Here is a 22851-nt window from a genome sequence, read left to right as displayed (position 1 = left end):
CTTCCGAAGGAACCCGCACATGGACCCCCGCCAGGAGCTGGTCGACTACCTCACCCGCCAGCTCGTCGGCCCCGCCGGCGGTGACGACGAGGTGCTCGACGCGCCGCCCGACCGGCAGTACCTGATGGGCACGCTCTACCCGCAGCAGGCCGACCTCCAGCGGCAGTTGGCCCTCGCCGCCGACGACCCGGAGGCCCCCGGCACCGAGCAGGACGCCCCCGATGTGGACCCGGCCCCCGACCCGGTGCCCGAGACCAACAGCTGGCTGCCCGCGTCCCTCGGTGTCAGCTTCTACACGGACGCCGTGGACGTCGAGGTCAGCTGCGCCGCCGCCCGCTACGAGACGCGGCGGAACGAGGCGGGTCGAGGGCGGCGCTGGCAGCGCGTGCCCCTCAAGCCCGAGACGCACACCGTCGGCCCGGACCGGCAGGAGGTCCCCGTCCTCGACGGGCGCGCGACGATCCGGCTGACCCGCCGCTCCTACGGCCAGGGCACGCTCGTCACCGTGGCCCTGGTCAACGAGGCCCGGCACGACGGCTCCGATGGCAAGGCGCCCAGCTGGGACGACATGCTGTTCCAGTGCCGGCTCACCGTCCGCCCCGCCGACGGAACCGTGCTGCCGTATCCCAGCGTCCGGCTCGCCAGCCGCGACCCCGAGGAACGCGAACTGCGCCTGCAGTACCGGCATGTCGTCACCCACGCCGTCGGCCACGGCTGCGCCGTCCGTGAGGAACACGGCGAGGACGGCGGCGTCGCCCTCCTCGCCTGTGAGGCGCTGCCCCGGGCCGAGGTGCCCGCCATCCGGGCCGGCGGTCCGCTCGACGCCCCCGCGCTCACCCTCTCTCACCTCGCCGACCCGGCCATCGGCGTCGACCAACTCCGCGAGGAACTGGCCGAGTTCGCCGCCTCGTACCACGCCTGGTACGTGGGCCAGCGTTCCGTCGAAGTGCCGGACTGGGGACGGGAGGCGGCGGAACGGATCCTCGCCCGGATCCGTGAGGCGGTCACCCGGATCGAGGCGGGCGTACGCACCCTGTGCGACCCGGACCGCCCCGAACTGCTTGCCGCCTTCCGCATCGCCCAGCGCGCCATGCTGCTGCAGATGCGGCACTCCGCACCTGACCAGGCCGGCCGGCGATGGCACCGCTCGGAGTCGGTGGCCGTCGAGCCGCCCGTGGACCCCAAGGCCACCTGGCGCCCCTTCCAGCTGGCCTTCTTCCTCCTCGCCCTCGACGGCGTCGCCGAGCCGGGCCACCGGGACCGCGAGACCACCGACCTGATCTGGTTCCCCACCGGCGGCGGCAAGACCGAGGCGTACCTGCTGCTGGCCGCCTTCACCATCGCCCTGCGCAGGATCCGCGGCGAAGGCGACGGCACCACCGTGCTCAGCCGCTACACCCTCAGCCTGCTCACCACCCAGCAGTTCCAGCGAGCCGCCACCACGATCTGCGCCCTGGAACACCTGCGCCGCACCGAACCCGAACTCGGCCTGGGCGGCGAACCGATCACCATCGGCCTGTGGGTCGGCGACACCACGACCCCGAACGACTTCGAGAAGGCCGAGCGAACCTTCGGCGAGCAACGCCTGGCCTCGCACCCCGAGGACGTCTTCATCCTCGACCGCTGCCCGTGGTGCGGCACCCGCATCCTGCCGGCGACCTGGTCCAGTGTCCGCTCCGACTACGGAGTCCGCGCGGAGAAGGACGACTTCGCCTTCAACTGCACCCGCGACGAGTGCGCCTTCCACGACGTCCTGCCGGTCGCCGTCGTCGACCAGCACCTCTACCGGAACCCGCCCACCTTCGTCCTCGGCACGGTCGACAAGTTCGCCCGGCTCGCCTGGGAGCCCGACTCGGGCCGTCTCTTCGGCGCAGGCACCGGCAACCCGCCTCCGTCGCTGATCATCCAGGACGAGCTGCACCTGCTCACCGGACCGCTCGGCACCACGGTCGGCCTCTACGAAGCGGCCGTTCTCGAACTGTGCACGGACCGGGACGGCCGCCCGCCCAAGATCGTCGCCGCCACGGCCACCATCCGGCGCTCCGCCGAACAGGTCCGGGCCCTGCACCACCAGGACGTCCAGCTCTTCCCGCCGTCCGGGCTCGACGCCCGCGACAGCTTCTTCGCCGTCCCCGACACCGGCCGCCCCGGCCGCCTCTACCTGGGCGTCATGGCGCTCGGCCACACCGCCGGCCGCGGTGCCGTCGCCACCACGGCGGCCATGCTCCAAGGCGTCCACCAGCTCCCCGAGGAGCACCGCGACGACTACTGGACGCTCGTCGCCTACCACCACAGCCTGCGCGAGCTCGGCCGTACCGTCACCGCGGCAGGCGACGACATCCCCGCCCAGCTGCGCTCCCTGGACGAGGGTGCGGGCACGCGTGCCCTGGGCGCCGAGCAGGTGCAGCAGCTCGACAGCAGTGTGCCGCGGGCCGACCAGCCCATCCTCCTCGACCGCCTGGAGAAGCCCAGGATCGATCCTCGGTCGGTCTCCTTCCTGCCGTGCACCAACATGCTCTCCGTCGGCGTGGACGTGAAGCGGCTCGCGTACATGCTCATGCAGGGCCAGCCCAAGACCACCGCCGAGTACATCCAGGCCACCAGCCGCGTGGGCCGCCACCAGGTGCCCGGACTCGTCGTCACCTACTTCAACGCCACCCGCCCGCGGGACCGTTCGCACTACGAGACCTTCATCGACTACCACCGGGCCCTGTACCGGTACGTCGAGCCTGCCAGCGTCACCCCCTGGTCCCCGCCCGCGCGCCGCCGCGCCCTGCACGCCGCTCTGGTCATCCTGGTCCGCCACCGGCTCGGCCTGGCGGCCGAGAACCAGGCCGGACTGCTCACCCGGCACAGGGACGAGGCCGCGCGGATCGCCGACGCCCTCGCCGACCGCGCCGCGACCGCCGAACGCGACGCCACGGGAGCCGACGCCGACCGGGTACGCGCCGACGTCCGGCGAGAGCTCGGCGACCTCCTTCACGCCTGGTACCGGCAGGCCGAGGCGGCCTCGGCCGAGGGCAAGAGCCTCTACTACCGCGGCCAGGGCAAGGGGCAGCACAACCTGCTCAAGTCCTTCGAGCAGCGCTACGGCCTGTGGGAGACCCTCAACTCCATGCGCAGCGTCGACCGGGAGTGCCAGATCACCGTGACAGGAGCAGGAAAGTGACACGCAAACTCCGGGTCCGCCAGGCGCAGACCGTGCTGCCGTTCGGCGTCGGTGCCGTGCTCGACGTGCAGGGCGAGTCCTTCGTCGCCGCCGGCATCGAGACCTGGCCCCAGCTCAAGACGCCCGTCCCCTCCGAGCGGCTGGCCGCCCGCCTGGGCGTCCTCGGCTTCTACGCGGCCCCCCACACCCTCAACGACCGCTACGACCGGCCCGACCGCCCCGGCGTCCCCTATGTGCGCTTCCCCGGCTGGCTGTTCTGCGGATCCTGCCGGGCCATGGTCCGCTTCCTGCACGAGCAGGAGAAGCCCGGCGAGCCGCCGGTCTGCACGTCCTGCTCCGCCGCACCCCGCCTCACCCCCATGCGGTTCGTCCGCATCTGCGCGGACGGACACCTCGACGACGTCGACTGGTGGTACTGGGCCCACTCCGAGCTGGCCCCCGAGCGGCGGGCCGCCTGCGCCGAGTCGAAGCACGCCTGGAAGGCACGACAGCTCAGTTTCCGGGTCGCCGACCGCGCCTCCGGACTCGAAGCGCTCTCGGTGCGCTGCGAAGCGACCGGGGAGGGCGGCACGTCGTGCGGGGCCGAGCGGGACCTGCTCGACATCCTCGGCCCCCAGGGCGGCCACTGCCCGGGCCGCAACCCCTGGCAGCGCCCGAAAGGGAAGGCCTCCTGCGGCCAGCAGGTCCACATCGTGCAGCGCACCGCCGGCAACGTGTACTACCCGGTCGTCTTCTCGGCCCTCGACATCCCCCGGCCCGACGAACCCCCGCGGGCTGAACAGGACTTGGCGGAGGCCGTCCGCGGCCACGGCTACTGGACGAATTTCCTCGACGCACTCGGCACGTCCCGGGCCGACTCCTTCCGCGGCTACATCAAGGAGGACACCGACGCCTCCGACAGCCTCATCGACCAGCTCGTCGCCGAGGCCACCGGCGCCCCCACCGCCCCGCCCGCCGACCGGCCGGAGCCCGCGAAGCTCGACCTGAGCCGCGACGAGTGGTACGCCTTCGACGCCGTCGAACTGCCCGAACCCACCGCGGAGTTCGCGGTCCGCCGCGGTGGGCTCGGCCTCGCCGGTGAGACCGAGGAGCCCTGGGCCACCCTCGACGCGCACATCGACGGCCTCGTCCTCGCCGACCGTCTCCGCGAGGTACGGGCCCTGACCGGTTTCCGCCGCCACTCCCCGCACGGCACCCTCGTCCGCGCCGACACCAGCGGACGCCTGCGCTGGCTGCCCGCGACCGAGGTCTACGGCGAGGGCATCGTCCTCACCCTCGACGAACAGCGCCTCACCGCCTGGGAGAACGACCCGCGCGCGCAGGCACACGTCCACGGCGTCCGTACCGACCTGGACGCGTCGTTCCGGGACGAGCAGCTCGCCGAGACCGTCGGCAGCGACCTCTCTCCCCGCTTCCTCCTCCTGCACACCCTCGCCCACCTCCTCATCCGCCAGCTCTCCTTCGACTCCGGCTACACCACCGCGAGCCTGCGCGAGCGCGTGTACGGCCGCCCCGAGTACGGCCAGCGCGGACTGCTGATCTACACGGCCGCCGGTGACGCGGAGGGCACCCTCGGCGGCCTGGTCCGGCAGGGCGAGGCACCGCACTTCGCCGAGACGCTCGTCCGGATGCTGGAGGCCGCCGCCTGGTGCTCCGCCGACCCGCTGTGCGCCGAGCACACTGGCCAGGGCTTCGGCAACCTCAACCGGGCCGCCTGTCACGCCTGCACCCTGCTGCCCGAGACGAGCTGCCAGACCGGCAACACCCTCCTCGACCGCGCCCTGGTCGTCGGCTCCGCCCGCGTCCCCGGCTACTTCACGGACGTCCTCACCGCCAGCCGCGAGTCCGCGGCCGCCACCGCCCTGGGAGGACCCGCATGACCACTGTGAACACCCCCGTCCTCCACCCCGGCCTCACCCCCGCCCAGCGCGACTGCCTGGACGCCCTGCCGCTGACCGGCCACCACGTCGTCAGCGGCCCGCCCGGCAGCGGCAAGAGCCTGCTCGCCGCGCACCGTGCCGTCCACCTGGCCCTCACCGGCCGCCCCACCGTGCTCCTGTCGCGCTCCAACCTCCTTCGTCAGCTCCTGCGCGACACCCTTCAGGGCCTCACGGTCCCTGGCGCTCCCGTCGAGGCCGCCACCGTGCACGGCTGGGTCCTGCGCCACTTCGGGTACGGCGCACCGCGCACCCAGGATGGCTGGTTCGACTGGACGTCCCTCACCGGCCTGGCCGCCGAGAAGCTCGGCGCGGACGACTCGGCCACGCCCCACCTCGTCGTCGACGAGGGCCAGGACCTGCCGCCGGGCTTCTACCGGCTGGTCCGGATCGCCGCCGCCTCCGTCACGGTGTTCGCCGACGAGTGCCAGCGCCTCACCGAGACGAACTCCACCCTCACCGAGATCACCACTGCCCTCGGCCGCACCACGGCACGCGCCGAGGTCGGCGGCAACCACCGCAACACCCGCGAGATCGCCGCCCTGGCCGAGCGGTTCCGCGTCGGCGGCACCCGCCCCGAGCCGCCCTTCCGCAGCGGCCCACTACCCGTCGTCCGCCACTACCCGGGCGACAAGGACCTCGCCGCCGACATCGCCACCATGGCTGCCGAGCAGCCGCGGCATCGCATCGGCGTCATCGTCAACTCCCTGCGTACGGCGTCCGACCTGATGCGGCGCCTGGAACGGGCCGGCCTCGCCCACGACCCCCAGCTGTACAGCTCGACGGCCTCCTCGGGCCGCTACCGCGACCTGGACCTCACCCGCCCCGGCGTGGTCGTCGTCCACCGCGCCAGCGCCAAGGGCCTCGACTTCGACACCGTCGTCGTCGCCGACGCGGAATCCGACGCCGCCACCGACCCCACGGCGGCGACTCTCCGCATGGCCTACTACGTCATGATCACCCGGGCGCGGGAGCGGCTGGTCCTGGGCTGGCGGGGGAGTCGCCTGCCGCGGCATCTGGAGGAGTTGGACGGATGGGTGAAGTAGCGGTGACAGGATCACTGTAGCTACGGGCGTGCGAGGGAGTCGCCCCGGTTCCGGAGCGGTCCGATGTGCGGCTGGCGGCGACGCCAGGGCCTTGTGATCCGTTGACGGCCATGCGCCGTTCTCGTCCGATGCGGACACTACGCTGCTGTGGGAAGAAACAGGGGGAGACGATGACTGACGACTGCAAGACGACCGTGCCCGTGTGGACGCTGGCAACCGCTGACGTCCGGGTGCCGGGGTTGACCGCGGGTGAGTCGATGACGGCCGAGCGCCTGGCGGAACTGCGCGGAGTGCTGGCGGTCATGGCCGACGAGCCGATCGTCACGCTGGAGGTGCATCCACTGCCCGACAAGATCGACCGCGGCCGTGGTATCCCGCTCGACGCCGCTAGTCCCTTGGCGCAGCACCTGTCGCAGTTCATCACGCAGTCGACGCGCACTTCCCTCACGGCGGCCAGGGCGACCGCTTCCGGCGAGAGTCTGTACCGCATGGTGGTCCCGGCGAAGGTCGCCGCCCAGTTCGGACAGGGCGTCGTGCGCCCGATGGTACCGAAGGGGGCGGCCGGTGCCATCTACGGTGAGCTCGTGAGCTCGTCGGGCAGGATCGCCGCCAAAGCGAAATTCGTGCCGGTCGGAGGAGCGGCAGCGGCGGGCACGGCCGGCGGGGCCGGTGCGACCGCCGGTGCCGCGGTCGCCGGCGGCACGGCGCTCACCGTGGCCGCTCCGCTCGTGCTCATGGCCGTTGCGGTGGGGGTGAGCGCGCATGTCGACCAGAAGCGCCAGCAGGCCATCGAACACATCACGGAGCTGCTGGAGCAACTCCAGGAGGACAAGCTCGACGACGAGCACAGCGCACTCAACCGATGCCGTGCCGCCATCGACAAGGCCACGGCCATCCTGCTCGACCAGGGCAAGCTCGGTCACTCGCTGGGACTCGACTCGGCGGTGCACACCATCGACACGGCGCTGAGCAAAGCCGACATCCGCCTCGCCCGATGGCGGAGCGCGCTCGACGGACTCCCCGAGGGAGAGGCCGTCGAACTCGGCGCGCTGATCAAGTCGTTCCCCGGCATCGACGACGACGGCGGCATGTTCCGCACCCACCTCGAACTCGCGTCCCTGGCCATCGCGCTGATGCGGCGGGTCGTCGTACTCCAGGCCGTCGAGCACGCCCAGAGCGACCCCGGCAATCCGTTCGAGAACTTCACCCACGCACTCAAGCGCGATCAGCAGCGCCTCGACGACCTGGAGTCGGGCATCGCCGCTGTCCTGGTACGCCTGTCGGCACTGGAACTGGCTCGCCCGAACGGTTTGCGGCCCGTCTTCACGACCGGTGAAGTCGATCGCCTGATGAGCGCGGCCCACCGGATTCACAAGCTGGGGGACGGCATCACGGTCAACGGCCGTACGACAGACGTGGCGATCGACATCGCCCGCGACAAGGACGGCTCGGTGGTCGTATTCCCCGCGCTGCCCGCTGACGCGTAGGCACGCTCGCACTCACCTGGTGAGTGGTGCGCACTGTTCTCCCTCCTGGAACTAGGTCACGTCGTTCCTGAAGCGGGAACCTGCCGGATCTCGCGTCAGGACGCGTGCTGAGGGGGCAGGAAAATATGCCATTCTGATGACCAATCAGGACTCGCGTGCATAGGGTCACGCCATGGTGAGGCTCGAAACACTGCGGGGGTACCTTCTCGAAGAGGTCCTCGCCTGGCTGCTGCGGTCCAGTGGGTACCGTCTGCTGACGGAACAGGACGACTCGGCCAGGCCGCCGTGGAAGGTGTTGGAGAAACGCAAACACGGACTGGTGGTGCGGGGCCGCGGGGCCTGGCACCAGGCAGACACCCTGGGCGAGTTCCAGTACGTGCCCCCCTTCTCACTCCCGATCCGCCTGTTCGCCGAGGCGAAGTTCACACGCATCAAGGTCGGTCTCCCCACCGTGCGCAACGGCCATGGTGTCGTGCATGACCTCAATGAAAACGTCGTCACCACACTGAGCCACGGCTCCGGCCCGCACCGCCCGAGGACGCGCTATCACTACAGCTACGCGATCTTCTCGACATCGGGGTTCACCCAGGATGCCCAGGAGTTCGCGCTCGCCCATCAGATCTCTCTCATCGACTTGTCTCTGCCCGACTTCCGGCCGCTGCGCGACCTGGTGAGGGTGGCGGCCAAGTCGGTCTACGACGCCATGAAGCCGATGCCGCCGAGCCAGCGGCCCACTGTGTACGAGATCCGCAATTACTTACGACGGCACCTGCTGAATCTGTGGGACGAACCCGCAGCCGATGCCTCCGCGGTGACCGATCCGCTCGACACGTTGGCGGCGGGCCTGCGCCGCCGGTCGTCCCTGGGACTCGTCCTGGCCTTTCCCGCCGCTCCTTTCGTCCTCGGGCTCGTCTCCGACGATCTCCATGCCTTCGTCAGACACGCGCGCGAACAGCCCACCCACGCCGTCCGCGTGCACAGGATCCACCGGCCGGTGGGGCATCCCGTGTGGCTGATCGAACCGCGCGAAGGCCATGCCTACAGGCTGACCTTCAGCCTGCCGGAACAGGTCGAGGCATGGATCCTGGACCAGGAGGAGGGAACGCGGTCCCGCACTCACTGGATGACGCGGAACCTGCTCTCCGCCATCACCATGTACTGGGTTGACGAGAACCACGCCCACACCTTCCAGCTTCACTACAGCTCGGACGAGTTCCGAGAGGTCAGCGGGAGGCCGATGAGCGACTTCGGCGAGACATCCAATCTCTTCTGATGCCGGAGGCATGCCCATCTCGACGCGGACCGCCGTCCCGCGTGACTGATGCCGGGTGGGCGCTTCAATTCCCTGTCTTTCGAAGCAGTTGTCTCACGTGCTCATGGAGGATCCGACGTTGGGGCAGATCGACACCCGTCTCATCCAGACCGCGGTCATCGGAGGCCGTGACTCGGACCAGCCGGTGATTCTCCCTGAACAGCCGCACAACCTGGACGAGTTCATCCGTCAGTTCGGGAGGGACGATTTCTGGTGCGGCACGCTGCTCGGCGGCTGCGGAGAACCGCTGCGCCCCAAGCGGTATGTGACGAGGGTCTGCCACTTCGCCCACGAAGCCGACCCCGGCCGTGGGGAGTGCCACCGGACCACCAACAGCGCGGACGGCGCCGACCACTTGTTTGTTAAGGCCCATGTCACTCGCTGGCTGGCCGGGCAGGGGCACGCGGCCCAGGGTGAACTGCGCAGCTTCGGGCACTGCCACGGCGATGCCGTGGACTTCCGGTTGCGTCACGCGAAGACGCACCTCCGGTTCGAGCTCCACCCGGAGGACTACCGGAGCTGGCGCAGGGCGGCGGACAGCCTGGGCGCGAGGGAAGGCCGTATCGAGTGGGTCTTCGGCCGGGACGACGCGCTCGCCCGCGACATGGCGGCGCGTCGCGGGTACGCGCTCCTCGTGCGGTGCGAGACCGAGGGCAATGACCGTCGCGTGTTCATCGGCACCCTGACCGACGGGAAGAAGACGCCCTGGGCTCCCCTGGAGGACTGCCGGATGACCGAGAGCGGCCTCGTCACGCCCGCGCTCGAAGAGCTGCGTGCCGAGGGGGCGGTCCGCGACGACGGTATCGGCTGCGAGCCGTTTCCCGGCAGCGTTGCCCTTCCCCGCGGACAGGTCGTGTTCGCGGTGGACACGGAAGCGGCCCCCCTGGCCTCATCCCCCTTGGACGTTCCCGGCAGGCGCCTGATTCCCGGCTTCGTCAAGCCGGCGGGAAGCCGCATCGTCCGGGCCTGTCTGTCCCTGCCCGACACGGTGCCGGCTCCCACGGACCAGTACGTCTACCAGCTCGCGGGTTCGGTCCGGCTGCTGGTCACGGACGTCGTCGAGGGAAACGGCTCCTCCTGGGCGGTCCGGGCCGACGCCCTGGTACGGCTCAACGGTCTGGAGGCGGAACGCACCGGGCTGTGGCGTCCCAGCGTCGCGCTCGACGAGAAGTACGTCCCGGCGGCCCGCGCCTCCAGCACTTGTGAGCGGGCCCCGCTCACCGAACCCGCGGCCAGCGGGCCCAAGACGCCGGAGACCGCACCGGGGAAGGCGGCCGACGAGCTCAGGAAGGTACTGGAGGGGGTCGCGGCGAAGGGCGCCACGATCACCTGGGGCGAGCTGACCGAGAGGCTCGGCAGGTGGGTCCACGACCTGCCGAACCCCAAGCGCCAGGAACTGCTGGTCGAGGTGGACAGGCCGCGGGTGCCCGACCACCCGCTGCTGAGCGTCCTGGTCGTCACCCACCTGGGGAGGCCCCTTCCGTACCTGGGGCAGGTACTGAGCCGCCTCGGAGCCGCCGAGCCGGCCTCGGAGTTCGCCCTGCAGCAGTGGGCGGCGGCCGAGACCAAGAAGACGCACGGGGCGTACGGACACCGGAGGACACGCGCGTCGGCCGCTCCGCCGTCCGCTGCGAAGCGGCCGGCCACCGGGGAGCGGGCACCCATCGGGAGCGACCTGAAGCAGGCACACCGGAGACGCGCGGAGATGCGGGAGAAGCTGGAGGAGGCGGCGAGGACCCGAGCCCGGACGAAGGGGGCGCGAGCCCAGCGGCTCTCACAGGCGATTCGGCAAGGAGAAGAGCATCTCCGACGGTACGAGGAAGTCCGCTCCCGGGGGCGGGCGTTGCGCGACTGGCTGGGAGAGGGCGACCGACTCCTCGGCCTCCTCATCGGTCTGATCGGCCGCCCCATCACCGTCACCCCGGCCAGGGCGGAGCGTCGGGCCGTCGCTCCCGAACCGAAACCGGCCAAGGCCCCCGAACCGAAGCCGGTCGAGAAGAAGGATCCGAACCTCAGGAAGGTCCGACGCCTGCTCGGCGAGCTGGACCGGACCCATGGGCACCGGCCCACCCAGGACCTGCTGCGACTGCTCGACGAGATCGGGAAACACCGCGATCAGCTCGCCCGACCGCTGCCCGCCGCGGAAACCAAGCATGTCGAGCGGTGGCGGAGCAGGCTGGAGGATCGGAGGTCCGCCGAGCGCTCCGCCCAGGCGGCGGCCGCCTCACGGAACGCATCGGCGGGGACGGGCCGCACCGCCGGGCCACCGCGGGACGACCGCCTGCCGACCGAAGGGATCGACAAGCTGGCCCCCACGGTCCGCGACATCCTCAAGGAACTGGCTCGCGCCGACGGCACTCCCCTGAGCTGGGGCGATCTCCGTCTTCGAGCGGGTGGGCAGCTCCCGTTCCTGCACCCCGACGACCAGGTCGCGTTGCTCGTCGCGGCGGACCGGGGCACACCGGGGAACGAACCGCTCCTGTCCACGCTGGTCGACCATTCCGTGGCCGCCCCGCACCGGCTCTACCACCTGGTGCGTCTCGGTTGCGGCCGGGAGCCCGTCCCTGATGCGGAGCTCGAAACCCATCGGGCCATGGAAGCTCTGCGGTTGCGGCAGATCTGGCGATACCGACGGTGAACAGGCCACTGGATCGACATCCGTGGCGAGGCGACGGCGAAGCCGTGTGCGTCACGCTCCGACCGGCGTCGTCAGTACCGTATCCGCTATGCGGTCACCTCCCACCAGCGATACGGGACGCATGGACGCGACGACCCCCGCCCCCGGCGCCGAAGTGCTGCGGGACCGTTACCGCAGTCGGCTGCCCGAGGACCTGCAGCAGCTCACCGGTCCCGTCGAGGGCACCGTCGACCTGCCGCTCCACATCGTCTGGTCCGGGCGGACGACCTACAGCCTGGACCGCCCGAAGTCCCGCATGACGCTCTACAGGACCGTCCTTGCCGAGGGCCTACGCGAGGACCTGGCGGCCTTCCTCCACCACCGGCTGCTGGCCGAGCAGTGGCCTGTGCTGCGTCGCCTGGTCAGCCCCTACATTCGCGAGGTCTGGGAGGGCGCCTTCTCCGAGCTGCTCCGCACCGCTCCGGACGGCCTGGGACGGCGATGATCTCGGACTCCCTCACCGGTCGGCACTGCCGGGCGGGACGACCCATTCGGTGGGCTGGCCGGTGAGGGAGGCGATCATGTCGAAGTCTCCGTCGTAGTGGAGGACCGTTCGCCGGTTCAGCTCCGCTGTGGCGGCGATCAGCAGGTCGGGCAGGGACAGAGCGCGGTGGAAGCCTGCGTTGAGGGCATGGCGCTGGATCTCGAGAGCGCGGGTGAAGGTGTCGTCGTCCGTGCGGAGGTAGTCGAAGGCGTGCAGCCATGTGCTGATCCGCGTCGCCTCCGAGCTGTCCCGAGCGGAGTGGATCATCTCGAACTCGGTGGGCCGGCACACGGCCAGGAGGTAGCGCTCGTGCAGAGGCTTGAGCACCTCCTTGACACTCGGCTTCGTCCAGCGGGCCAGGGCGGACTTGTCGATCAGGTACCGGTCCTGCATCAGGCGGCCCGGCCTCCGTCGCGCTTGAGGGAGCCGTCTGCGTTGCGGGGCCCGGTGGTCTCGACGATCTCACTGAAGTCGAGCTCCCCGGCCTCCATGGCGTCGAAGCCCTCCTGCCGCAGATGCCTCTTGACGGCGTCCTCCATGGCGAGACGGACGGCTTTGGCCTTCGTTTTGGTCCCGTAGATGCGCATGGCCTCGGCGACCATGTCCTCATCGAGGTCGATGACGGTTCTGGCCATGTGGATGATCCCTTCGAAGGTGACCTTGCCTCGTGAAACGATATCATTCTTCACGTAAGATAGATATCGATCGGCGCGTGCAGGCGGGCAGTCGTCCTTACGGCGTCGAGAGCACCGCGCGGACAGTCTTGCCGCTGGGCGGGTAGGGGACGCAGTCCCAGTGGTCGGCGAGGGCGGCGACGAGGGTCAAGCCTCGCCCGCAGGTGTGGAGTGCGTCGGTGCCCTTCGGGGCGATGTGCGGGAGCAGGTCACCGCGGGCGTCGGTGACCTCGACGCGCAGCCGCCCGCCCGACGGGTCGAGGGCGAGCGTGAGTCGGAAGCTGCGGCCCGGTGAGCGGCCGTGGAGGACGGCGTTCGCGGCAAGCTCCGCCACCACGGTCTCGGCACGCTCTGTGAGGTCCTGCCCGGCGCCCCAGGACCGCAGTTGCGTCACCGCGAGCAGCCGGGCGAGCCGGGCACCGCGTCGAGTGGACGACAGCAGCTGCGTGAAGGTGCGGGTGGGGGCTGCCAGTTGGGGAGCACGTTGGTTCATGACGCCAGAGTGGCGGTCACGCACGGGTGAGAGCGAGAACGGCGCCCCGTACGCGGAGTCAGCGTACGGGCACACGGAGTGGACAGTACGCCCTGTGTTCCGTCACGCTGAGTGGCGAGTGCGGGTGGCGTGAGAAGCCGCCTCGGTACGGAGAGAGGGGCGGCGGATGGGCATGGTCGAAGGGGACGTGGCCGAGGGCGTCGAGGCGCGGGCGGTTCCGGCGGGGGAGTGGGAGCGTGAACCCCATCCGTCCGACAGCCTGCGCACGTTCGGCGCGGTCGTCCAGGCGCTGCGCGAGCACGCGGGGCTCAGCAGGGCCGAACTCGCCGAGAGGGTGCGGTACTCCAAACACACCGTGGAATCGGTGGAGTTGGGCCGCCGCATGCCCGACACCCCCTTTGTGGACCGCGCGGAGGAGGCCCTCGGCAACACCGGCGCGCTGCGGATGGCCGCCCGGTATCTCACCCGGGGCGAGGCGGGGCTGGCGGCCTGGTTCCGGCGGTGGGCCCGGCTGGAACGGGAGGCGGTGAGCCTGTGTACGTACGAGTGCAGGCTGGTGCCGGGGTTGTTGCAGTCGGAGGCGTATGCGCGGGCACTCTTCGAGAATCGGATCCCGCTGCTGACGGATGAGCAGTTGGAGGCTCAGGTTGAGGCGAGGATGGAGCGGCAGCGGATGCTGTACGAGCGTCCGACAGTTCCGTTTCACTTCATCGTTGAGGAAGCGGTCCTGCGGCGGAGGCTGGGCGGTGCCGAGGTACGGCGCGAGCATCTGAACCACGTTCTGGAGCGCACGTTGCCTCGCAACGTGACGTTGCAGATCATGCCGCTGGAAGCCGAGTACCACTCGTGCATGGATGGGCCTCTGCGCCTACTGGAGACCCCGGATGGGCGTCGACTCGCATACTCGGAGGGCCAAGAGAGCGGGCGGCTGATTGGCGACTCGAAAGAGGTGAGAGTTCTCCAGCAGCGCTATGACACACTGCGGTCGCAGGCCCTGCACCCCAAAGATTCCCGGGCCTTGCTGGAGCGACTGCGAGGAGAGACATGACCACGACGGAACTCGCCTGGTTCAAGTCAAGCTATAGCGGTAGCTCGGGCGACGACTGTGTGGAGGTTGCCGTTACCGAGCAGGCCATCCACGTACGGGACTCCAAGGATCTGGCCCGCCCGCCCTTCGCCGTGGGCCGTGAGGGCTGGGCGTCGTTCGTGCGGTTCGTCGACAACGCCTGAGGGATCGGCGGACGTGACGATGGCGCCTCGGTTCAGGCGCCACCGCAGCGCTCACGTGGCGTCGGCCCGGGGGTCGTCATCCTCGTCGGTCGCCAGAGCGGCCGGGAGCGGCAGCCCGTACTTCTCGCACAGGAAGCGGGTCTGGCAGTACCGCTGGGCGTCCTTGGCCACCCTGCCGAGGACCGCGGAGTTCATGCCGGCGCCGATGAGGATGCCCACGAACGGCACGACCTTGGCGACGTTCTGCACCGGCACCCTGGAGCCGGCCGGGCCGAGTTGCTGCATCAGCTTCTCCAGGGCGGCCAGGAGACGGTGGTCGTCGCGGAGCTTCTCCGACCACTTGACGCGTCCCTTGAGGGCGTGCGCCGCCCGAGCGGTGTCACGCAACGGCTCGGCCTTGGCTGCCTGAGCCATGAAGGACCGGCGTACCAGGCGCTGGATGAAGACCTGTTCGTCGGGGTCCTTGGCGTCGTAGCCGTACGAGTACGCGATACGCGACGCGATCGACGTGCTCAGTACCTGGATGACGAGGATGTCCGCCGTCATCGCGGCGGGGATACCGGCGACGGGGACCATGGCCAGCAGGCCCATGGCGCCGCCTTCGAACGCGCCGGCGGTGCGCCACTTGAGGGTGTTGCGGGTCAGCAGCCGGTCGCAGACCTTGAGGTCCTGCTTCCGTAGTTCGGTGAAACTGTCGAGTTCGAGCCCCTGCTTGCGGGCGAGCTTCTCGACGTTCTTCGGGTCGTTGAGCTCCATGGCCCATTCGTTGACCAGTTCGAGCAACGCCGCCGCGCCCGCCAGCGCCGGTCGCATGGTCTTGTCGGCGACCGCGTCGCCCGCGCGACGCATCGGTTCCGAGATCGCGTCCGGGACGGCGTCGGCGACCCGTCTGGTGGCTTTCCCGGCGGCCTCGCCGGTGCGACTCAGCGCGGTGCTCGCCCAGTTCGGCAGGCCACGGCGGTTGTTGCGGCGCTGCCAGTGGTCGTTGAGCGTGGCCCACACCTGATCGTCGTACTCGCTCATCGCGGGTATGCCGTCGCGGAGTTGGTTGGCGTCAGTGCTCACTGAGGTTCTCCGTTTCGACGGTGGTCGCCGGGTGGCGTGGTGCGGGGCTGAGTGTTGTACGGGTCCGCGTAACTGCGCTTCTTGAAGTGCGGGCCCCGGGCAGGTGGTTGGGCCCGCTCGCGTTCTCGGACGGGTCAGGGTGGGGCTGTCAGGCTGGGTGCCTGGGGCCGTGGCCCGGGGGCGGGGTGAGGGGGGAGCGGTACGCGCCGGACTCACCCTCGGAGAGCGGGGTTTCCAGGGTCAGGCCGGCGGTGGCCATGCGGTCGTACTCGGTGAGGACGAGGCGCTTGGTCCGGTACTCGCCGAACGCGGAGATCTCGTTGTTCTTCAGGCCGCCAGACTCGGACTGGAAGGACTCCAGGATGTAGTCGGTGTCCTCGCGGGAGATTCCGTACAGGTGGAAGAAGTAGGCGTCCAGCTCGGCACGCAGTTGGGCTCGGCGGTCGTCGTCCCACTGGAACGGCTCGTCCTCGTCGCCCAAGTCGCGGGCGAGTGGGGTCATGTCGTAGGCCGTGTAGACGAGTTCGAGGACGCGGGGAAGAAGGAAGGGGAGGTGGGGTTCGAGGGTCGTGGGAGTGGGGACGGGGAGCTGCTTCCAGATGAACAGCTTCATGTGGGCGTCGCTGATCTTTTGACGGCTCACGAAGTCGAAGACCAGGGACGACTGGGTCGCGATCAGGGCGGCGACCAGTGAGGGTGCGACGCGGGGGAGCATCAGGGGGTAGGTGTGCAGGGTGGCTACGCGCGGGATGAAGGCCGGGATCGACGTGCGTTCGTTGGTCGAGGCGGTCACATCGCACCAACCGCAGAGCCAGTCGCGGTCCCAGTGGGCATCGGAGAGGCGAACATTGACGCCGGGCACGTCAACCGACCGACCATTGCGCTCCGTTGGGATCGTCCCATTCTGCTGGACCCAGTTCAGAGGCAGGGCCTGACGCGTCGGGTCACGCAGCTCCTTCTCAGGCAGATAGCTCGGTTGGTTCTGTCGATTCACCGCGGTCAGACTCTTGACGACATCGGCGGCACGGTGGTTGAAGAAGTCGACCATCTTGGCTTCGTACAAAGGCAGCATGCGGTCATCCCCGCGCACAAAGGCATGGCCCTGAAGCTGCCAACCCTCTTCTTCCAACTCGGCGCGGGTGCGGAAGATGTCCCCGTCGTTGGCGCTGCGGAAGATGTACTTGAAGGAGATCTTCCACGGGTCGCCGTCTCGCGCTTTCTCGTTCTGCAGTACTGGAAAGCGACGGTAGACACCTGCCGTGAGGTCCGCGTCCCGTCGGTTGCGGAAGATCGGAAGGGTCCCCGTGTTCGGGTTGATGAGTGCCAGTTCCTCCGGCGTCATCGTGAAGACACAGTTGTCGTCGTCGAGATCGATGATGTCGGAGAGGAAGAACCCGAAGCGCGCGGCGGGCACCCGTACGGATCGGCCCGTGAGGGCGAGCAAACAGAACTTGTATCCGGGGTGGACACTCTCGAACCACTTGCCTCCCTTCGGCAGCGCAGGAGACGTTGGTCGCCGATTCTCGAAGTCCAGTAGCGACGCCAGCGCACCCCTGCGTACGAAGTCGCCGAACAGGAACTGCCCACCAGCGTTCGTGGCGATCGCGGTTGGGATGATAGAGCCGAAACGGCCGGTTGGGCTGCACACGGATGAGAAGAGCTCGGTGAACAGCTGATCCGTCTGGAGCTTGGTGACGCCCCCAGCCGTGAGCCCTTGCGCGCACAGAGGGAAAACGCCCGAGTTCGCCGCGAACATGAAGGTCGACTTCAGCGTTCGGCGCGCGATCTGGTAGCGCTCCGCCTCCTCGGCGTTCTCTTGAAGCCATTCGGTGATGCGCTTGCGCATGGCGGTGCCCGCCAGTTCCGCGATAGACGGTTGCACCACGCTGAAGTACTTCTTGTCCTCAAATTCGGAACGGTCCCACGGCGGATTCCCCACCACACACGAGAACCCCCCGGCCCACCCCGTCGCCGAATCGACTGCACCTACGCCCGCCGAAACGTCCCCGTCCTCCGGAACCGCGAAGACCTCCGGGAACTCCAAGTGCCAGTGGAAAAAGGCGTACTGGTCCCGCAACCGCACGATCTCGTCGTGCGTCGACTGCGGTGCCGCGTCCCCCTCGGGATCCTCCAGCCCCCGGAACACCTTGTGCGTGATGGCCGGCGGTGCCTCCTCCTTCTTCACCCAGACGAACGCCGCACACCACGCGTCCGCCAGGTGCAGGGCCCGCAGATACTCCGCCGAATTCGCCCAGTCCCGGTAGTCGGCCTCCTTGCGGCGGATGTCCTTGAGGTCACCGGCCGGGGCCGCCGTGATCCGGCGCAGCCCGCGTGCGAACGAGCCGTTGGCGACCTTCGTCTCCGTCTCGACCTCGAACAGCCCTCCCTGACCCTCGCGTTCGAGAGCGTTACGGGAGAGGAGCTGCCGTGCCCACCCCTCGTCGTCGCCTTCGGCCTTCTTGAACGCCTTGTCGGGGATCCCGTCCCGCATCAGCGCGGGCGTCGCCCCGATCAGGCCGTTGCCGTGCTTGATGTGGGCGTCGAGGAAGCCGAGCGGGCGGCCGGGCTCCATCGCCTCCAGCCACAGCGACACCTTGGCCAGCTCGACGGCCATGGGGTTGAGGTCCACGCCGTACACACAGCGCGCGACGACCTGGTGCAGGGCGTGGCGCACGGCCTCGTCCGTGGGCTCCGGGTTGCGCTCACGCACCGCGGCCACCCGCTTGGCGATACGCCGGGCCGCCGCCACCAGGAAGTGCCCCGACCCGCACGCGGGGTCGCACACCGTGAGGGACAGGAGCTCCTCGACGATTGTGTCGGCGGGGTCGGGCCGCCCCTCGTCGCTCGCGCGCTGCTCCCCGCGCTTGACGGCGTCGTCGATCACCGGGTTCAGCGTGGAGTCGAGGAGGGTCTCGGTGAGCGGGGTCGGTGTGTAGTAACTGCCAGTCTTCTTGCGGTCGTTGCCGATCCGGTCGACCAGTTCGAAGGTGCGGTCGGCGGCGCTGTGCTTGGGCACCAGCTCCAGCAGCGCCTCGTACACGGACCCCAGTTCCTCGGCGCCCATGCGCAGGTAGTCCACCGGACGCCAGCGGGCGGAACCCGCGTCGCGCACGCGGGCCAGGTGCTTGACGGCCTCGAAGAGGTGGCGGTTGGCGAGCCGCACGCCACGCAGGGGCTTGTCGGCCGGGGTGTCGTTGAAGAGGCCGCCGAGTCCTCTGAGGCCCAGCTCGGGGCGGCCCTGCTCGGAGCCCAGCGCCTCGATCAGCAGCTCCAGGGCGCGGTACCGGTCGCCGTGGGCCGTGCCCAGGCGTCGTAGCGCATGGCGGCGGAGGCGGGCCGTGGAGAAGTAGCGGGTGAAGCGGTCGACGGTCCGTTCGTCCGCGTCGGGGTCCAGCAGGGCGCCCCGGTCCTCGGCCACGAAGAGGAAGATCATGCGGTAGACGAGCCGCAGCAGGGCCGTCTGGAAGGCGTGGACGTCCAGGTTGGCGCGGAGGGCGGTGTTGTCCGGGTGGCTCAGGAACCCGGTGCCGAGGACGGTGAGGGCCGCCTGGACGCCGTCGCGGAAGTGGTCGAGGGCCCGGCTGCCGGACTCTATGGCGACCGTCCGCCACTTCTCCAGCCAGCACCCCGACGCCGCCGTCCCCTCCGCCACCGTGAACCGCGACGCGTGCAGCACGCAGTACAGCAGCACGAACTCGCTGAACAGCTCGCCGTCGAAGATGGCTTCCAGGTCGAAGTCGACGTAGGCGGCCGTAGCGAAGGACGAGGAGTCGCGCAGCAGACGTACCTGGCGGCCGTTGGTGAGGACCGCCCACAGGTGGGCCTCGGTGCGGTTGAGGCAGTCCTGGACCATGGACTGCGGGGGGACCTGGCCGGGGGCCGGGCGCTTGTCCAGGTCCTGGTTCCAGGGGACGAGGTGGACGAGGGCCGGGCCGTGGCGGTGGGAGACCGGGAAGTGCCTGTCCGGGTCGGAGTCGGCCGGGATGCCCGCCGCGCCCACCTCTGTCAGCGCGCCGAAGTCCAGCTTGCGGAAGAGCTGGGAGAGCCAGTCGGTGCCCGCGCGGCCCGTCGGGTCCGCGGCGGGGGCGCCGGTCACGGGGTCGGAGGGCAGGGCGGCGCGCAGGTCGCGCCAGAGCGGCTTGAGGTACTCCCAGGCGCGCTCGGCCTCGTCGCGCACGGGCACCGAGGAGGGCAGGCCGTAGTCGGCCGGCTTGGTGCCCGGCAGGTTCTGCCCCTCGGGGATGCGCAGCAGCATGTCGGCGGGGAGGAGTCCGCCGACCGTGGTGACGGCGGTGAAGGCCAGGGCGGTGCGGGTGGCGGCGGACATCAGGCTTCGGCTCCGGACGCGGTAGAGGCGGGCTGCGGCAGGTAGACGTACACGCCGAGGACGTCGGCCGGCTCCTGGGGGACGACCTTCAGGCCGCGGACGATCTCCTCGTTGGCCTTGCGGACCCGGCGGTGTGAGGCGTCGAGTTCGGCGGCCAGGCGGGTGCCGTACTCGGAGAGGTGCCCGGCGAGGTCCGGCAGCCCGTCCAGATCGCGGCTGATCTGGTTGCGGGCCCGCTGCTCGTGGGTGTTGGCGCTGGCGCGGGCCGCGAGGAGCGCGGCGGCCGCGTCGTCGTCCAGCCAGCGGGCGCGGGAGGGCAGGCCCTCGTAGGCGAGCAGACGGGCGTCCTCGGCGACCAGCTGCTGATCGCCCTTACGGGACGGGAGGGTGAGATGGAAGCGGTAGCGGACCAGGAGGAGCGTGGTGCGGATCGTGACCGCGTCCGTGGTGACCACACCGCAACGGCGGGCCGGGCGCGGGCCGAGGGTGTTCGCGTCGAGCGCCGAGTCCAGGACGTAGGAGGCCACGGCTCCGATCGCCGGATCGGTGCGGACCAGGGCGGCCTCGCCGCGGGCGACCGCCGGGGTCGTACGGAACGGGATCTCGCGGTCCTCCTCGACGAGCCGGCCGCCGAGGGTGGCGGCGAGCGCGTCCCGCAGGCCCGCCGGGGTGCCGCCGACCTGCGCGGTGAAGTCACCGCCGCTGTCGCGTGGTTCGCGGACCAGGGCGTCCAGCTCGCGCAGCGCCTCCAGGGCGAATTCGCGGACCTCGTCGGCGCCGCCGAGGGCGGCCCGTACGGCGGCGACCTCCCGGGCCACCTCTTCCGGGTGGATGGTGCGCTGGGCGTACTTGGACTGGGAGGTCTTCTCCCGCTCGGCGGCCGAGGTCCACTCGCGCTCGATACGCTCGAAGGACTCCTGGTGGCCGTCCAGCTCGAACAGGCTCTCCTGGCTGCCCTGCCGTCCGTGCAGCAGCAGCCACTCCACCACGGCGTCGGTGACACCGGAGGCGGTCTCGTCGGGCACGGAGACGGAGATGCCCAGGTCCTTCTTGATCTGCCGGTGCTTCGCGAACAGCACCTCCAGGACCTTGCCGTCGATCCCGTTGTCCTCGCCGAACATGGTGATGACCCGGACCTCGTCGCGCTTCTGGCCGTACCGGTCGACGCGGCCCTCGCGCTGGTCGTGACGGGTCGGGTTCCAGGCCAGGTCGTAGTGGACGACGGCGTCGAAGTGGTGCTGGAGGTTGACGCCCTCCGACAGGCAGTCGGTGGCGATCAGCACCCGGCGGACGGCCGGGTCGCCCGCCTCCTCGGCGGAGTCGGCGCCGAGCTCCTCGATGCGCTCAAGGCGCTGCTGCGGGGAGAGCGTGCCGGTCACGGCGGCGATCTTCGTCTTCTTGCCGAGCTTGCCGTCGAGTTGCTGGGCGAGGTACTCCGCGGTGGGGATGTAGCGGCAGAAGACGATCGGGTGGTAGCCGTCGGCGATCAGCTTCTTCAGGTGGCCGGTGAGCGCCTTCAGCTTCGCGTCCTCGGCAGGGCCGACCAACCGCGCCGCCCGCTGCGAGAGTTCGAGCAGCCGGGCGCCCGCCTCCTCCGACTCGGCGGCTCCCGGAGCGACGTCCACGCCCTCCAGCCGGTCGTTGTCGGCGGAGTCGGCCGCCACCTTGGCACCCAGCGCGTCCGCCTCCTGTGCGGTGCGGGCCGCGGCGGACTCCGAGCGGGTCTTGAGGGTCTGCGCGGCGGCCGCCGGCGAGGACACCATCGAGCGCAGCAGCGCGATCACCGACCACCAGGCGATACGGGCTTCCCGCTTGCCCTGCTCCCCGGCCGTCTCGACGCGGTCCCGGGCGTAGGCGATGGCGTCGTCGAGCAGCGCCCGGTAGGCGGGGGTCAGCCGGTACGGCTCGTCCTTCGTCCAGCGGTCGGAGGGGAAGGCGGTCCGCTCGGCAAGGGAGTCGTCGGTGAGGCCGTCCTCCTTGGTGAGATAGGTACGGACGTCGGCGCGCTTGCGGGCCACGAAGTGCTCGGCGAGCTGCGCCCGCCCCGCCGGGGTCTCCAGGTTCACCGTCGCCAGCTCGGGCCGGACCAGGCCGAGCAGGTTGCGGAACGCGGACTCCTTGCCGGAGTGCGGGGTCGCGGTCAGCAGCAGCAGATGCCGGTCCGGGTCCGCGGAGATCCTGCGCAGCAGCTCGTAGCGGAGCTGGTTCGTGGAGGACGTGCCGCCCTGCGTGGCGTCGTCGGCGGCCACACAGGAGTGCGCCTCGTCGACGATCACCAGGTCCGGACAGTGCCGTACGAAGTCCTCGCGATGGCGGGTCGACTTGATGAAGTCCGTCGAGATGATCGTGAACGGGTGCCTGTCGAACAGGGACTGGCCCAGCTCCAGGCCACGCTCCAGACGCGACACCGTGGAGGCCAGGACCAGTTCGGCGTCGATCCCGAACTTCTCCCGCAGCTCGGACTGCCACTGCTCGGCGAGCGAAGGGGAGCAGAGCACGGCCAGCCTCGTCGCCTCGCCCTGCGCGAGCAGCTCCTTGACGATGAGACCCGCCTCGACCGTCTTGCCGATACCGACGTCGTCCGAGATCAGCAGCCGTACGGTGCGCTGCCGCAGGGCCATCAGCAGCGGGACCAGTTGGTAGGCGCGGGGCTCCACGGCGATCGACGCCAGCGAGCGGAACGGGCCCGCGCCGGACCGGAAGCCGACGCGCAGTGCCGTGCGCAGCAGACCGGCGGCCCGCTGGTCACCCAGGTCGTCCGCGCTCGGCTTTGCGAACTCCGCGTGGCGCACGTCCTCGAACGCCGGGAAGACGGCCGCGATGTCGTCCTCGCTCCCGCCCAGCGGGCGCAGCACCAGCATGTCGGCGGCGCTCTCGGGCAGCACCACCCATTCCCGGCCACGGGCGGCGACCAGCGAACCGGCTGTGTACGTGAGGCTCATGAGATGTC

Annotated in this window: 15 protein-coding genes; 9 read left to right on the top strand and 6 right to left on the bottom strand. The window is 70.2% G+C overall.

The window, feature by feature from the left end; translation table 11 throughout:
* Nucleotides 1-19 precede the first annotated feature (19 nt).
* The 7 genes from BJ965_RS08640 (at nt 20) to BJ965_RS08610 (ending at nt 12073) form a co-directional block, all read left to right on the top strand.
* On the top strand, nt 20-3169 hold the full coding sequence (locus tag BJ965_RS08640; RefSeq protein ID WP_184908139.1) for a helicase-related protein: 3150 nt from the start codon (nt 20-22) through the stop codon (nt 3167-3169).
* Complete coding sequence (gene drmB, locus BJ965_RS08635) at nt 3166-5049, top strand: DUF1998 domain-containing protein (protein ID WP_184908138.1); 1884 nt, start codon at nt 3166-3168, stop codon at nt 5047-5049. Before BJ965_RS08640 ends, drmB begins: the two co-directional genes overlap by 4 nt.
* Entirely contained in the window at nt 5046-6152 is a 1107-nt protein-coding gene (locus tag BJ965_RS08630; protein ID WP_184908137.1) for an AAA family ATPase, read from the top strand. Before drmB ends, BJ965_RS08630 begins: the two co-directional genes overlap by 4 nt.
* 170 nt (nt 6153-6322) lie before the next feature.
* A complete protein-coding gene (locus BJ965_RS08625) occupies nt 6323-7639 on the top strand; it encodes a hypothetical protein (protein ID WP_184908136.1) in 1317 nt (438 codons plus the stop codon).
* Between the two features lie 172 nt (nt 7640-7811).
* Nucleotides 7812-8912, top strand: coding sequence for a restriction endonuclease (locus tag BJ965_RS08620; RefSeq protein ID WP_246545866.1), 1101 nt, complete (start codon nt 7812-7814; stop codon nt 8910-8912).
* Between the two features lie 103 nt (nt 8913-9015).
* On the top strand, nt 9016-11589 hold the full coding sequence (locus tag BJ965_RS08615; protein ID WP_184908135.1) for a hypothetical protein: 2574 nt from the start codon (nt 9016-9018) through the stop codon (nt 11587-11589).
* Nucleotides 11590-11710: 121 nt separating this feature from the next.
* Nucleotides 11711-12073: a hypothetical protein gene (locus BJ965_RS08610; protein WP_184908134.1), complete on the top strand. Its 363-nt coding sequence runs from the start codon at nt 11711-11713 to the stop codon at nt 12071-12073.
* A gap of 12 nt (nt 12074-12085) precedes the next feature.
* Here the strand turns inward: BJ965_RS08610 and BJ965_RS08605 are convergent, their stop codons facing one another.
* From BJ965_RS08605 to BJ965_RS08595, 3 genes are all read right to left on the bottom strand, one after another.
* The gene (locus BJ965_RS08605) at nt 12086-12505 is read right to left on the bottom strand and encodes a PIN domain nuclease (RefSeq protein WP_102908751.1); all 420 of its coding nucleotides are present in this window, start codon (nt 12503-12505) and stop codon (nt 12086-12088) included.
* On the bottom strand, nt 12505-12747 hold the full coding sequence (locus BJ965_RS08600; RefSeq protein ID WP_102908766.1) for a type II toxin-antitoxin system VapB family antitoxin: 243 nt from the start codon (nt 12745-12747) through the stop codon (nt 12505-12507). Before BJ965_RS08600 ends, BJ965_RS08605 begins: the two co-directional genes overlap by 1 nt.
* A gap of 97 nt (nt 12748-12844) precedes the next feature.
* A complete protein-coding gene (locus BJ965_RS08595) occupies nt 12845-13279 on the bottom strand; it encodes an ATP-binding protein (protein ID WP_184908133.1) in 435 nt (144 codons plus the stop codon).
* A 166-nt stretch (nt 13280-13445) separates the two neighbouring features.
* On the opposite strand from BJ965_RS08595, the gene BJ965_RS08590 reads away from it, so the two are divergent.
* Together BJ965_RS08590 and BJ965_RS08585 are read left to right on the top strand one after the other, a co-directional pair.
* Entirely contained in the window at nt 13446-14327 is an 882-nt protein-coding gene (locus tag BJ965_RS08590; RefSeq protein WP_184908132.1) for a helix-turn-helix domain-containing protein, read from the top strand.
* The gene (locus BJ965_RS08585) at nt 14324-14509 is read left to right on the top strand and encodes a DUF397 domain-containing protein (RefSeq protein WP_184908131.1); all 186 of its coding nucleotides are present in this window, start codon (nt 14324-14326) and stop codon (nt 14507-14509) included. Before BJ965_RS08590 ends, BJ965_RS08585 begins: the two co-directional genes overlap by 4 nt.
* 51 nt (nt 14510-14560) lie before the next feature.
* On the opposite strand, the gene BJ965_RS08580 is transcribed toward BJ965_RS08585, so the two are convergent.
* The 3 genes from BJ965_RS08580 to BJ965_RS08570 all read right to left on the bottom strand — a co-directional run bounded on the left by BJ965_RS08580 (nt 14561) and on the right by BJ965_RS08570 (nt 22843).
* A complete protein-coding gene (locus tag BJ965_RS08580) occupies nt 14561-15574 on the bottom strand; it encodes an EcsC family protein (protein WP_313666758.1) in 1014 nt (337 codons plus the stop codon).
* 148 nt (nt 15575-15722) lie between these two features.
* Nucleotides 15723-19901, bottom strand: coding sequence for an Eco57I restriction-modification methylase domain-containing protein (locus tag BJ965_RS08575; protein WP_184908130.1), 4179 nt, complete (start codon nt 19899-19901; stop codon nt 15723-15725).
* A complete protein-coding gene (locus BJ965_RS08570) occupies nt 19901-22843 on the bottom strand; it encodes a DEAD/DEAH box helicase (RefSeq protein WP_184908129.1) in 2943 nt (980 codons plus the stop codon). Before BJ965_RS08570 ends, BJ965_RS08575 begins: the two co-directional genes overlap by 1 nt.
* Nucleotides 22844-22851: the final 8 nt, after the last annotated feature.

Origin of the sequence: Streptomyces luteogriseus, from assembly GCF_014205055.1 — a bacterium.
Lineage (GTDB): Bacteria > Actinomycetota > Actinomycetes > Streptomycetales > Streptomycetaceae > Streptomyces > Streptomyces luteogriseus.
The sequence above is the reverse complement of the archived record's forward strand: the minus strand, read 5'-3'. Positions and strand labels throughout refer to the sequence as shown.